Origin of the sequence: Alistipes sp. An66, assembly GCF_002161445.1 — a bacterium.
Taxonomy (GTDB): Bacteria; Bacteroidota; Bacteroidia; order Bacteroidales; family Rikenellaceae; genus Alistipes; species Alistipes cottocaccae.
In genome coordinates, this window is sequence record NZ_NFHT01000012.1 from 79,467 (window position 1) to 93,354 (window position 13,888).

The 13,888-nt window shown below is 44.5% G+C and carries 13 protein-coding genes; all 13 read left to right on the forward strand.

Annotated elements, in window-relative coordinates; all coding sequences use genetic code 11:
• Window positions 1–37: 37 nt before the first annotated feature.
• Entirely contained in the window at window positions 38–772 is a 735-nt protein-coding gene (locus B5G16_RS09135) for a PIG-L deacetylase family protein (protein ID WP_204228071.1), read from the forward strand.
• Window positions 773–1,005: 233 nt separating this feature from the next.
• Window positions 1,006–1,725, forward strand: a complete 720-nt coding sequence (locus tag B5G16_RS09140) for a polysaccharide deacetylase family protein (RefSeq protein WP_162612049.1) — start codon at window positions 1,006–1,008, stop codon at window positions 1,723–1,725.
• Window positions 1,726–1,730: 5 nt separating this feature from the next.
• A complete protein-coding gene (locus tag B5G16_RS09145) occupies window positions 1,731–2,834 on the forward strand; it encodes an ATP-grasp domain-containing protein (RefSeq protein ID WP_087263433.1) in 1,104 nt (367 codons plus the stop codon).
• Entirely contained in the window at window positions 2,834–3,952 is a 1,119-nt protein-coding gene (locus tag B5G16_RS09150; protein WP_087263434.1) for a glycosyltransferase family 4 protein, read from the forward strand. Before B5G16_RS09145 ends, B5G16_RS09150 begins: the two co-directional genes overlap by 1 nt.
• Window positions 3,953–3,976: 24 nt before the next feature.
• Complete coding sequence (locus B5G16_RS13025) at window positions 3,977–5,266, forward strand: O-antigen ligase family protein (RefSeq protein WP_087263435.1); 1,290 nt, start codon at window positions 3,977–3,979, stop codon at window positions 5,264–5,266.
• Window positions 5,263–6,195, forward strand: coding sequence for a glycosyltransferase family 2 protein (locus tag B5G16_RS09160; RefSeq protein WP_087263436.1), 933 nt, complete (start codon window positions 5,263–5,265; stop codon window positions 6,193–6,195). The genes B5G16_RS13025 and B5G16_RS09160 overlap by 4 nt, the downstream gene beginning before the upstream one ends.
• A 1-nt stretch (window position 6,196) precedes the next feature.
• Entirely contained in the window at window positions 6,197–7,411 is a 1,215-nt protein-coding gene (locus B5G16_RS09165) for a glycosyltransferase family 4 protein (RefSeq protein WP_087263437.1), read from the forward strand.
• A complete protein-coding gene (locus tag B5G16_RS09170; protein ID WP_087263438.1) occupies window positions 7,383–8,561 on the forward strand; it encodes a glycosyltransferase in 1,179 nt (392 codons plus the stop codon). Before B5G16_RS09165 ends, B5G16_RS09170 begins: the two co-directional genes overlap by 29 nt.
• Complete coding sequence (locus tag B5G16_RS09175; RefSeq protein ID WP_087263439.1) at window positions 8,539–9,693, forward strand: glycosyltransferase family 4 protein; 1,155 nt, start codon at window positions 8,539–8,541, stop codon at window positions 9,691–9,693. The genes B5G16_RS09170 and B5G16_RS09175 overlap by 23 nt, the downstream gene beginning before the upstream one ends.
• A 59-nt stretch (window positions 9,694–9,752) precedes the next feature.
• Window positions 9,753–10,778, forward strand: a complete 1,026-nt coding sequence (locus B5G16_RS09180; protein ID WP_239406061.1) for an acyltransferase — start codon at window positions 9,753–9,755, stop codon at window positions 10,776–10,778.
• Between the two features lie 39 nt (window positions 10,779–10,817).
• Complete coding sequence (locus B5G16_RS09185) at window positions 10,818–11,579, forward strand: WecB/TagA/CpsF family glycosyltransferase (protein WP_087263441.1); 762 nt, start codon at window positions 10,818–10,820, stop codon at window positions 11,577–11,579.
• Between the two features lie 8 nt (window positions 11,580–11,587).
• The gene (gene gmd / locus B5G16_RS09190) at window positions 11,588–12,676 is read left to right on the forward strand and encodes a GDP-mannose 4,6-dehydratase (protein WP_087263442.1); all 1,089 of its coding nucleotides are present in this window, start codon (window positions 11,588–11,590) and stop codon (window positions 12,674–12,676) included.
• 13 nt (window positions 12,677–12,689) lie between these two features.
• Entirely contained in the window at window positions 12,690–13,634 is a 945-nt protein-coding gene (locus B5G16_RS09195) for a GDP-L-fucose synthase family protein (RefSeq protein WP_087263443.1), read from the forward strand.
• Window positions 13,635–13,888: the final 254 nt, after the last annotated feature.

Consider the following 13,888-nt stretch of genomic DNA (forward strand, 5'->3'; position numbering starts at 1 on the left):
TGCTTGGAAAAGAGCCTATGACTTTGAAATGTAATATATGATTAAATCTTTGATAAAATATTGGCGAATAATTGTACTTCATGGAGTATCGACTATAATACATAAGTTATCTATACAATCATGGAGTCGGGTCCTCATTGTCGCTCCGCATCCGGATGATGAGGCCTTGGGATGTTCCGGTTTGATTCAACGTTTGTTGCGAGAAGGGAAACAAGTCGATATCGTTATTTTGTCGGGCGGCGGGAAAAGTCATGCGGGATGTTGTCATATTGAAGAGTCGTTGTTGGTTGATTCGCGCCGGAATTTGTCTCGTAAAGCTACCGGCCTTCTGGGGCTTCCGCTAAAGAATCTTCACTTTCTCAATTATCCGGATGGCAGTATCTCATATGATTGCCCGGAGACCGGTCAATTAAAGAATTTAATCGAAGGATTACAGCCTGATGTTATTTTTGTCCCATATCGAGATGAGGGATGGAGTGATCATTTAGCTGCTAGGGATATTGTCCGAAAATTCATTGGTAATGATTCCAAAATCGAGTTGTATGAGTATTGTGTATGGTTCTGGTTCTATAACGTATGGAATATAGACTGGAAAAATGCTCGAATTTTGGTCATGTCTCCGCAAGAGCACAAGAATAAAAATCTGGCTATTGACGCTTATATCCTGCCTAAAGCACCATGCGGAAATCCTTGGTCTGGAGTTCTGCCGAATGTCTTTGTCCGTGCTAATCGGTGGAAAAAAGAACTTTACTTTAAGCAATCGGAATTATGAAATCTTTTCGGTATATTCTTCGTCAGACTATCCTTTCTGCAATTGCTTTCTCCGGACTATATAATCTGTATCGGTGGAAAAACAGGGATAGGGTATTGGTAATGGTATATCATGATGTGGTGGATGATCAGTTTGATATTCCGTCAGATCATTATAATTATAATACGACCATTCGGAAGAGTCGGTTTGTCCGAGAGGTAAAATATTTATGTCGGCACTATACTCCGATAACATTGGAGAATTTCATTGCCTGGAAAATAAAAGGCGAAAAACTCCCACCCAATCCTGTTTTATTTACTTTCGATGATGGTCATACAAATCTGTTTCGTAATGCAGTTCCGGAACTTAACAAGAGAGGTGTCAAAGCCGTTTTCTTTGTTAAAAGTGGATGTATGGGGATGATCGAACAGAATTATTGTGAACGATACCTGTCTTATACAGCCTCCTATAAGGAAGGGCAGAAGGCATATACTGCGTTTCGACAAGTTCCTTTTGCTCAACAGTTAGCGATGATCGACCAATGCAAAGGTAGACAATATGATACGGTTAATCCGCAAAAATATAGCCATGTGACGCAGGAGGAGTGTCTTGCTTTATTGAAGGAGGGGCATAGTATTCAATCTCATACAGTGCACCATTATATATTGTCATCTTTGGAGAATAGTGCTGTTCGAGAAGAGCTGTTCGAGAGCAAGCAGAGTCTGGAACAATTGTTTAGTCATCGGGTTGAAACCTTGGCTTATCCTTTTGGGGATCCTCGGTTTGATTTTGGTGAGCGCGAAAAAATCCAAGCGAAGAATGCTGGATATTTACTTGCGTTTAGTGGCGAACGGCGTGATGTAAATGGGGTAACGAGAAATGAGGATAACTTCTCCATTTCTCGATTTGGAGACGTTAATCATGATCTTCTCTATTTCAAGTTATTATTGTCCCCAATAAGATTGGTTAAGTAAAAGCGATGAAAAAGGCTGTTATTATCGGGGATCCCTTTAACAATACCTTGGGATTGATTCGAAGCCTTGGTGAGGCGCATGTGGATATAACGTTGCTACTTGTAGGGAAAGGGGATCGGCTATTTGTATCGAAGAGTCGATACCTTAAGAAAGGGCAGGTATTTCATCTTGACAAAGTGGAAGATTGCCTGCTGGTCCTGCAGAAGATTGCCGATGGGGCGAACGATCAGGTTCTGATATGTACAAATGATGGCGCCGCACAATTTATTGATTCTCATGAACCTGAATTGAGTCAATCCTATATTACACCGATGCGGGGAGCTCGATTGGGGAACATAATGAATAAGGATGCTCAATGTTTATTGGCCCAAGAATGCGGATTCACAATTCCCAAATCTTTTATATATAAACGTGGAGATCAATTCCCGGGGGGGGTGGAGTACCCCTTGTTGCTTAAGCCGGCAAACAGTACGCTTGGTGAGAAATCGGATATTCATATTTGTTCGAATTATCAAGAGGTCGAAACAAGTCTGCAGCAGACGTCCTCATGTCCGTTGTTCATCGTACAGGAATATATTGAGAAGGAATATGAAATAAATCTGATTGGAGTCCGGACAGAACATGGTGTCTATGTTCCGGGAGGAATTAAGAAAATTAGACATTATCCGACGATTTATAGTGCCTGCTCTTTTGGCTTATATCAGGCGATTGACCGATTCAATATTGATATCGCTCCGATTGTGAAATTAATGGATCGGGTTGGATATTATGGCCCGTTCAGTGTGGAATTGCTGCATGAAAAAGATAAAAATTATTTTATGGAGGTTAATTTCCGCCATGATGGCCTTGCCTATGCGGCAACAGCTAGTGGTGTGAACCTCCTTGCCTTGCTGTTTGATGATAGGAAGGATCCGAAATTACATGTCAGGGATACGTATATGATGGATTTGTCGACAGATTATTGTCATGTCAAGGATGGGAAGTTATCCAAAAAGCAATGGTGGCATGATTTCATAAGAACCGGGTGTCAACTCAATTTTAATCGAAAGGATCCGATGCCGACGATTTGTTATTATGTAGATAAATTAAAATCGAGGTTGAAGAAGTAATGACTATCCTTATCTGTATTCCGTGTTTGATGACGGGTGGCACAGAGGTCCAAACGTTGAATCTCGTGCGGGCTCTTATAGCTGGCGGGCATCAGGTTGTGACCGTATGCTATTTCGAGAATTGCGAGGATATGATTTCCCGTTTTCAAAAGGCGGGGAGTGTTGTCGTATGTTTGAGCCCGGATGGAATTCGAAAGGGTGGATGGAAAGGTATTTTATTCCTGTATAAAGGATTGCGGTCCGTTCTGAAACAATACAAACCGGATGTCGCTCATGTCCAATATATGGCACCTGGCGCGATCCCCATTTTGCTGTTGCGGTTGTTGGGAATGCGGCTGATCCTTACAACTGCTCATACTGCGGCAGACATTTATCCAAATCTGAAATTGGTCCATTTTATTCAGCAGCATTGCGTAAGGGCGTTCACTTGTATTACGGAGTTGGCCGAACGTTCGTTCTTTGGTAGTTCGCAACTTTATGATGAGGCCGATCCTTTGAAAAAACGCAATCATTTCACCATCTACAATGCACTTTCAGCAAGTCTTCCTATAATTCAAGAACCGCGTATGGCCAATCGACCAATTACTATTGGTGTTGTCAGTCGATTGGAGTCTATCAAGGGGATGGATTTGGTGGTGCCGGCCTTTGCAAAGGTAAAGGCGATTCATTCGGAAGTGAGATTGTTGATTGTTGGAGATGGAACTCTGCGCGGACAGATGGAGCAACAAGTTCAAACAGCAGGTATCTCCGATTCTGTGGAATTTGTTGGTCGTCAACCGCAGGAAACTTTGACACAGTATTATGATCGGATTGACACCTTGCTGATGCCGTCGCGTAGTGAAGGTTTTGGACTGACGGCTATTGAAGGAATGGCGCGAGGATGCGTAGTAGTAGCGTCTCGGGTTGGAGGTCTCCCAGAGGTTGTTCGTGACGGAGAGGTTGGATTATTGCATGAATCGGAGAATATCGATGATTTAGCCTCGAAACTTATATATCTTTGCGAATCGCCGGAGCTGTGGCAGCAATACTCCGCGCGAGCAATTACTTATGTAAAACAATTTGGATTTGACCGATTCAGCGTGTTGTTCAATAATTTGTATAAAAGGATTGCTGAATAGAGTAATCGCTACATTCCCGGAAATATGTATGTACTGAATTATCTATATTTTTTAATCATCACGGTTGTCGGTTATCAATGGCTGACCTCCTCGGGGGCGATGAGCTATCCACTGAATAAACACCGACGAATGTGGCTGGATGGTCCCGAAAGGTTTTGGATTCTGACGTTCTCGACAGGATTATTAGCATTTTCGGCCCCAGGAGGCTTAGATCTGATGGCTGTCCGATTGTTTGTTTTAGAGTTGTTTTGCTTTGGGGGATTATTGTTTGTTTGTAAGCATAAGATTAAATGGACTTCGGTTCCCATTATTTATATAATTTATCTTTTTTGGCTGGTTGTTGGGTTGACCTATAGCCCCGCTCCAGGTTATGGATTTCGAGTGATATTGAAATATATCTATCCGTTGCTAATCATGCTATTTGCATCGGCGGCGGTGCGAGATACGCAAGTCTTCCTCACGGCGGGGATTGGAGCTCGGATGGTTGCTTTGCTTTCCATTTGTTTTGCGTTTATCCCGTTTGTTGGAAAACTTGTTCCGGGGGTTTTTTGGTATGGGACAGCTCGTGCTATCAATTATATCTCTATCATGATTTTTTCGTTGGGATTGTTTTATTACACCAATGAAAAACGTAAAAATCTGATTTATACGATTTTGTTTGCGCTCCCGTGCTTTGTTTGGGTGTTTCGAACTTCGATTGTAGGATCGCTGGTCTCAATCATGGCCTTTTACTTCATCAAATATCGAGTCCGATCCTTACCCATTATTGCCGGTGTGCTCATAGCCGGAGTTTTAGCCGTCTTTTTCATCCCGTCGCTTCACAAGAAAATGTTTATGGATAGCTCCATTAGTCTTGACCAGTTTCAAAGCGGGCAGGTGGATATGACGGATGTCAATACGAATGCCCGAGCTTCCATGTGGGAACATTTGGAGAATAAATTCTATGTTGGACATGAAATGATTGGCTCTGGAACCGGCTCAGTCCAGAACTATATGTACAATAATTTCATTTTTGGCGGACTTAAAGTCCCTCATAGCGATTTTGTCCAAATGCGATGTGATAATGGATTAATAGGTTTAGTCCTTTATGGGATTATAGCTATACTTATATTTATAGATTGTTTTCGAACATACCATTCTTTCAGAAATCAAGGGATAAAATTATGTTCTTTGGTAGCAGGCGCTTCTATGATTGGCGTTTTTGTTACATTATACTCTGATAATGTAGTTAATTATTCTATGGCGACCCTATCAATGCCTTTTGGCTTTTATGGAATGATGTTGGGACTTAAACAGAATAAGAATAATATATGATATCTGTTGTAATCCCTCTTTATAACAAAGAGAAAAGTATTACTTCTACGCTTCGAACGGTTTTAAACCAGACATTCCGTGATTATGAAATTGTGATTGTGAATGACGGTTCTACGGACGGCAGCGTAGAGGAGGTTGGAAAAGTTCATGATGATCGTATCCGGCTGGTTCATCAGCCGAATGCAGGTGTTTCTGCCGCTCGGAATCGGGGTGTTGAAGAAGCAAAAGGAGAGTTGATTGCATTTTTGGATGCCGATGACGAATGGAAACCGGAATATTTGGCTACGCAGTATTTTCTTTATCAGAAATATCCGGATTGCAGCGTTTTTGCCTGCAATTATGAATTTCGGGATGTGATGGGAAGGGTCACTCCAACCCTTATTCACAAATTGCCTTTTGTTGAAGAAGATGGCATCCTTACCAATTATTTTGAAGTTGCCAGTTGTTCAAATCCTCCGATTTGCTCTATCTCCATCATGGTAAAAAAACAGGCGATTCAGGCAATCGGAGGTTTCCCGGTTGGTGTCAAGTCTGGTGAAGACCTGCTTACGTGGGCCCGTTTAGCAGTTAATACGACTATTGCATATTCTAAATCAGTTCAAGCTATATTCTGTGAATCACCATCTGATTCTAAACAAAGTAAGGCTCAATTGAGATCAGGAGGGGAATCATTTGTCCTGGATGCTCTGCTTGCTCTCTATAATGAAGAGCAAAGATTAAATATTAAAAGGCAGTTAAAATTATATGTAATTCGGTGGTATAAGATTTATGCTGTGATTCAAATTGAGATTAAAAAAGGGCATAAAGCGATTAAGATTGCGTATGACGCAATTCGTTTTGGAGCACCATTTCATATATTCTTTCCAATCATTATTTTAGGGTTACTTCCTAATATTATATCCTATAAATTGCTCCTAAAATTAAGATAGAATGCATATCGTTTTCGTTTGTCGAGAATATGTTCCTACTCTCAGAGGAGGAGGAATCGCCTCGTATATTAAAGAAACCGCCGTTAATTTGGTGAAACGAGGACATACTGTTACGGTATGTTGTGCATCGGATGATACGAGAGAGGAAACTGAATATTCTGATCAAGGGGTTCGTGTTATTCGTTTATCAGGTGGCGATTTTGTGATTCCGGGTATCGAGCACGCCTCTATTATAAAAAAGTTCCGGTGTTTATATCGTTTCTTTTCTTATAGAAGAAAGATCCTTAAAACGATCGAGACTCTTCACAATGTTGATATTGTCGAAGTTCCGGAATTTGGGGCCGAGGCTTTTTATTTGACAAGATTGAAGATTCCGGTTGTGATAAGATTGCATACTCCAACTTTGTTGGATCGAAATAATGCGGGGATTAAGAAGTTATCGATAAGAAATTTTTATGACTATTGGGTCGGATGGCAGGAACTGAGAATACTGCCCAAATTTCAATATGTTACTTCTTGTTCTTTAAGTCTTAAACGATGGTTTGAAACATGTGTTCCAAAGTTAAAATCCAATATTGAGGTTATTTATAATTCTATAGAGATAGATTCGTGGAGGAGTGAGAAAGATAGGGAGTATAGTGAAGGCTCGATATTGTATGTAGGAACTGTTGCAGAGGGGAAAGGCGTCGGTGATTTGATTGAGGCCTGTCGAATTTTAAGAAGTCAAAATATGTCGGTGACTCTGCATATTGCTGGGAAAATGGGAGCTTATGCCAATTCCTTAAAGAAAGAAGTAGATGGAAATGGCGAGATATGGTGTACCTTTTTAGGGAATCAGACTAGAGGTTGCCTAAAAGATTGGTATGCGCAATCAAAAGTGGTATGTTTCCCGTCATGGTGGGAAAATATGCCATTAGTATGTTTAGAAGCAATGCTGGCAGGAAATATTGTGATTGGAAGTTCAAATGGCGGAATGGCTGAAATTATTGAAAATGGTAAAGATGGGTATCTGGTCCCGCCTCATAATCCGGAAAAATTAGCAGAGTATTTACGCCGAGCATTGGAAGAGAATGAGGCTTCAGTCGCACAAAAAAGGGCGAATGCATACAAAAAAATTAAAGAGAACTTTTCTACGGATGTGATTTTGGATTCTTTGGAGACGTATTATTTAAACGTTATAGAGAAAAATGCAGCCTCACAAGATATTATGGGTTAATCCGTCTTTTCTGGATTATAGAGTCCCCTTATACAAAGAATTGTATGATTTAAGTGAAGGGAACTTTTATTTGGTATATAGTAAGGATCGAGTTCCACCGCGATGTGTCGAAAAAATAGAATCTGCTCTTGGGGATCATGCTTTAGGATTACCTCATGAACGACAAATTCGCATTGGTGGAAAAGGAGACTTTGCAAATACAGGTGTTTCCATACCTTTTCCAAAAGGATTATACAGATTGATAAAATCCGTTGATGCAGATATTATCATAGCGGAAGGATTCTTTCAGTTTACGCCATGGGCTTTGTTCCGTTCCATTACGAAGCATATACCATTGATGATTGCTTATGAGCGTACGGCTCATACTGAACGTGATTGTCCGTGGTGGAGAAAGGTATATCGGAAATTAGTAAATAAATTTGTTTCCGGGTACATTGCGAATGGAATCTTGACCAAAGAGTATTTGGTATCCCAAGGAGTTAAGCCAGATTCGATCTTTACTGGAGGAATGTGTGCTGATAGTAAGCAACTCTCAATTGAGTGTATGTCCTTTGATCTTGAGAAAAGATCTGCATTAAAGCAATCTTTAGGTATTAAAGAGAACGGGCTTATTTATATATATGTCGGTCAATTGATTGAAAGGAAGGGTGTAATTTATCTTTTGGACGCATGGAGAGAACATCATCATAGATATCCACATGATAGCCTCCTAATTGTAGGAACCGGTCCTCTTGGAGAATCTTATATTCACAACTTTGGTTCGGGGTATAATATTTTGTTTACAGGGGGAATAGATTATTCTGAAATATATAAATATTATGCAATCTCAGATGTGTTTGTAATCCCAACCTTGGAGGATAATTGGAGCCTTGTTGTGCCAGAGGCAATGTCGTGTGGTTTACCTATAGCTTGTTCAATTTATAATGGTTGTTATCCTGAGTTGGTTCAAGAGGGGCGCAATGGTGTTTTGTTTGATCCTTTGAAAAAACAGACAATAGAAAAGGCTTTGGCAATCTTCCATTCGGTTGATCTAAAACGTTATGGGGAAGAATCTAAATTGATTGAGCAATATTACAACCCTCAGCAAACAGCCCAAAATATTTATAATGCGGTTACTGCTATATTAAATGAAAATACTACTCGTCCATAACGGCTACGGAAAATATTCGGGAGAGGAGTCCGTTGTCGATCAGATGGCAGCCATGTGGACAGAGCACGGCCATCAAGTCGTGCAACTGAGAATGTCGACGGCCGGTAGCCGAGATTCGTTTGTGGGTAAGATTCATGGATTCCTGGCTGGTCTGTACAGCCCGAAAGGGGTGCGTGAGATGCGGCGGATTCTGAAGGCGGAGCGGCCGGATGTCGTGAATGTGCACAACCTGTTTCCATTTATCTCTCCGGCTGCTCTGTTTGAGTGCAAAAAGGCGGGTGTTCCGGTTGTGATGACCGTCCATAATTTTCGTCTGATCTGCCCCACGGGCTTGTTCATGCGGAATGGGAAACCTTGCGAGTTGTGCTTGGAGCGTGGCAACGAGTGGGGCTGTGTGCATTATAATTGCGAGCACTCCCTGTTGAAATCGGTCGGATATGCGGCGCGAAATGCGGTGGCACGATATTCGGGAGCCTATCGCAAATGCGTCGATCGGTTTGCTTGTATTACCGATTTTCAGCGGCAGAAGTTGATTCAGGCCGGATTTGATGCCGCTAAAATGGTGGTTATCCCTAATGCTGTCGTTGCGACTTCAGATTATGATCCGGTGATTGGAACTTATGTCGCGTTTTCTGGGCGTTTGAGTCGAGAGAAGGGGGTAGATCTGATTGTTGAGGTTGCTCGCCGACATCCGGAGATTACGTTCAAATTTGCAGGTGCCTTGCGTGATCCCGACATTGTTGAGAATTTGCCGACCAATGTTACTCTTGTGGGGTATCTTCACGGAGAAGAGTTAAACGCTTTTTATAAGGGCGCGGCCTTTTTTGTGATGGCTAGTCGTTGGTATGAGGGATTTCCGATGTCCATTCTCGAAGCGGCACAATTTGGCAGACCGACTATTGGCCCCAATCATGGTGGCTTTACGGAGATTATCAGTGAAGGTGATACAGCAATTGGGCGTTTATTTGTTTCGGGCAATGTTGAAGATTTGGAACGACAAGTAGTTGCTCTCTGGAATAATCCGAATGAGATTGTCCGTTTGGGAGAAAAGGCCCACGACAAACTTTTGCGCGAATATTCTACGGAGGTGATTTATCAAAAATGGAATGATTTAATTAAAAGTATGTTATAGTTGTTGATGATGGCAGAAACCAATCCGATCAAGAAAGTTCCCCCCCCCGAATTGCAGGCTTGGATATAATCCGGGTAGTTGCTATTTTCTCGGTAATTGCCGGGCACTTTTTTGTGCTGAATACTCCTTTCCGTGAGACGGTGTTCAATGTTCATGGAATGTTTCTTCAAGGTATGTCCTATTTGTTGTTTAATGCGATAGGTGTTCCTTTGTTCATCATGATGACAGGGTTCTTGAATGCTCACAAGATAGAGTGTAATTGGAAATATTATCGCGGAGGAATAAGAGTAATTATTGCTTATTTGTTTTTTGCGGTAGTTACTATTTTATTCCGAAGATTCTGGATGGAGGAGGATTTATCTTGGATTAAGTGGGGATTGAAAATATTGGATTTTTCGGTCATCCCTTATGGCTGGTATATTGAAATGTGGATAGGGCTGTATTTGTTAACTCCGTTCCTGAATTTGATGTATAAGGCAATTCCAATAAAGCGGCAAAAACAAATTCTATTGGTAACGTTGTTCGTTTTGACGGCTTTGCCCGATTTGTTCAATCGTTACGGATTCCATCTCGTTCCTGGATTCTGGCAAAATATATATCCACTTACTTTTTTCTTCATTGGATCATATATCCGCGAATATGAGCCAAGATTGACTGGAAAGAACGTATGGATGGCAATTGCTGCCATTATTCTTGTATGTGCCATCAATCCTATTTTCAATATGCTGTTTGTCAAAAACCATGCAATGATTCAAATTGTTGGCGGTTCCAGTGGCGTATTCGGAACTATTGTGGCAGTCTTGATGTTCCTGCTCTTATACAAAGTGGATATTAAGAATTATGCGACTACCGCAGTTTTGAAACGCATCTCATTGTTGTCGCTTGATATGTATCTGTGCTGTTGGATTTTTGATAAACTGTACTATCCTTATTTCTTGGATCGCTACTTTGTCAGTCAATCTCAATTCGGAAAATACTTTTTCGTAATTGTCCCCTTGGTTTTCCTCTCATCGCTCGTTGTGGCACAACTCAAAGAGTGGCTTTTTGCCTTGGGTGGCAGACTTCTGGTGCTGAAAAAAGCATGATGTAAGGTACAATGTCCTTACAAGTCATTTTCTCATATTATGGAATACTATTTCAACATTCGTTACGAGTTCGACAAAAAGGCCGTACACGAAAGCATTGCACGACAGCTGCAGAAAAACGAGGCCGACTACGTCTGTGTGGCCGACGGCGTGATCCTCAATACTGCAAACCGGGATCCCGAATATCTCAAGGTCGTAAACGGTGGTATGTTCTCCATCTGCGACAGCAGCTATGTCCCGCTCTACATCCGATGGATCTATGGAAAGCGCTTTGAACAGTATTGCGGCAGCCAGATCTTCATGGATATCATCCGCAGCCGCAAGTATCGCATGATCTTCATGGGAACCTCGCAGGCCATTCTCGACGGGCTCAAAGAGAATCTTATCCATGAAAACCCCGATGTGGCGCAGATGCAGTTCGTCGAGCTGCCGTTCCGCAAGGTCGAGGAGTTCGACTACCCGGAGATCGCCCGCATGGTGGAGGCCGACGGTGCCGACATCATCTGGGTGGCCCTCGGAGCTCCCAAACAGGAGATCTTCATGAGCCGTCTGAAACCGTACCTGCATCGTGGGGTCATGATCGCCGTGGGCGCCGCTTTCAAGTTTTTCAGCGGAACGGAGGTCTCGCGGGCGCCCCAGTGGATGATCCGCTGCCATCTGGAATTCGTCCACCGGATCTTCAAGGAACCCCGCAAGCAACTCGCTCGGTGTGCCGGGATTCTCGGTTCGCTGCCCCGTCTACTATGGCAGGAGCGTCGGCGCAAGCATCAACAAAAGAAACAATCAAAACACAATCGGTAAGATAAAATATGAAAACAGCTTTGATCACCGGGATTACGGGCCAGGATGGCTCGTTCTTGGCGGAACTCTTGTTGGAAAAAGGTTATGATGTTCACGGCACGATCCGCCGTTCGTCGACCGACTATCGCGAGCGAATCGCCCATCTCGAAGGCAAACCCCATTTCCATCTCCACTATGCCGACCTCGGCGACTCGATGAGCATTATTCAGGTCGTCAGCAAGGTACGTCCCGATGAGATCTATAACCTGGCGGCCCAGAGCCACGTACAGGTGTCGTTCGACGCCCCGGAGTTCACCGCCGATGTCGATGCCACGGGCGTGTTGCGCATTCTTGAAGCCGTGCGCCTGTGCGGTCTGGCGCAGACCTGCCGCATCTATCAGGCTTCGACTTCGGAGCTCTACGGCAAGGTCGAGGAGGTCCCGCAGAACGAGAAGACCCCGTTCCATCCGTACAGCCCCTACGCCGTGGCAAAGCTCTACGGCTACTGGATTGTCAAGGAGTATCGCGAAGCCTACAACATGTTCTGCTGCTCGGGTATCCTGTTCAACCATGAGTCGGAGCGTCGCGGCGAGACCTTCGTGACGCGCAAGATCACCCTCGCAGCGGCCCGTATCGCGCAGGGCAAGCAGGATAAACTCTATCTGGGCAATCTTTCGTCGCTGCGTGACTGGGGCTACGCGAAGGATTACGTCGAGTGTATGTGGCTGATTCTTCAAAACGAAAAACCCGAGGATTTCGTGATTGCCACGGGTGTGCAGCACTCCGTGCGCGAGTTCTGCTATCTGGCCTTCAAGCACGTCGGGATTGAACTGGAATTTGTCGGTGAGGGTGCCGACGAGAAGGGTATCGACAAGGCTACGGGCCGTGTGCTGGTGGAGGTGTCGCCCGATTTCTACCGTCCGACGGATGTCGTGAACCTCTGGGGTGATCCCACGAAGGCGAAGACCCAGTTGGGATGGGATCCGATGAAGACGACCTTCGAACAGCTGGTCAAAATCATGGTCGATGCCGACATGGCGAAGGTGGCTGTCGAACGGGCCGGTGACGAGATCCGCACGAACTTGGCCGAGTATCTCGAAAAGGGTATCGTAAAATAGGAGAGAACGTCTTATGATGGAGAAAAATGCAAAAATCTATGTGGCCGGACACCGCGGCATGGTGGGTTCGGCCATCGTCCGTGAGCTGCAACGGCAGGGTTACACGAACATCATCACCCGTACGCACAAGGAGCTGGATCTGACCCGCCAGGAGGCTGTCGAGCGCTTCTTTGCCGAGGAGCGGCCCGAGTATGTCTTCCTTGCTGCGGCGAAGGTCGGCGGCATCGAGGCCAATCAGAGTGCATTGGCCGACTTCATGTACGACAACATGATCCTCGAAATGAACGTCATCCATGCCGCCTGGCAGAACGGCTGCAAGAAGTTGGAATTCCTCGGCTCGTCGTGCATCTATCCGCGCATGGCGCCCCAGCCCATGAAGGAGTCGTGCCTGCTGACCTCGGAGTTGGAGAAGACCAACGAGGCCTATGCGCTGGCCAAGATTTCGGGGTTGAAGTATTGCGAGTTTCTGAACCGCCAGTACGGAACGGACTACATCAGTGTGATGCCGACGAACCTCTACGGTCCGAACGACAACTACCACCCGACACACAGCCATGTGCTTCCGGCGCTGATCCGCCGCTTCCACGAGGCCAAGGTGCAGGGGCTTCCCTACGTGACGTGCTGGGGCGACGGCAGCCCGCTGCGCGAGTTCCTCTACGTGGACGATCTGGCCAACCTGTGCGTCTTCCTGATGAACAACTATTCGGGCAACGAGACGGTGAATGCCGGTACGGGCAAGGAGCTGACGATCAAGGAGCTGACCGAACTGGTCGCCAAGGTGATCGGCTATGAGGGAGAGATCCGCTGGGACCCCTCGAAGCCGAACGGTACGCCGCGCAAGCTGCTCGACGTTTCGAAAGCCACGGCGCTGGGCTGGACCTACAAGACCGAACTCGAGGACGGTATCCGCCTTGCCTACAAGGATTTTCTGGAAAACCCGATGCGGGCCGAGCGATAGGGTTGCACGAGTCAGAAAGGATGGGCCGGTCTCTTTTTGGGGGACAGGCCCTTTTTACGTTTTGGTCTGTCGTAATCATGGATACTGTTTCGCGAGGAATCACAAAAACTTAGTAAAAGCTTCGGAAAAGATAAACGATACTGTTCCCAAAAGTGTGTCTGGAGAAGGATAAATGAAAAAGTCTACAGATTTTTTAGATTTGTATAGGGAATCAACAAAAAACTAAAAAAGAGTAGACTTATGGTGTTGACAAA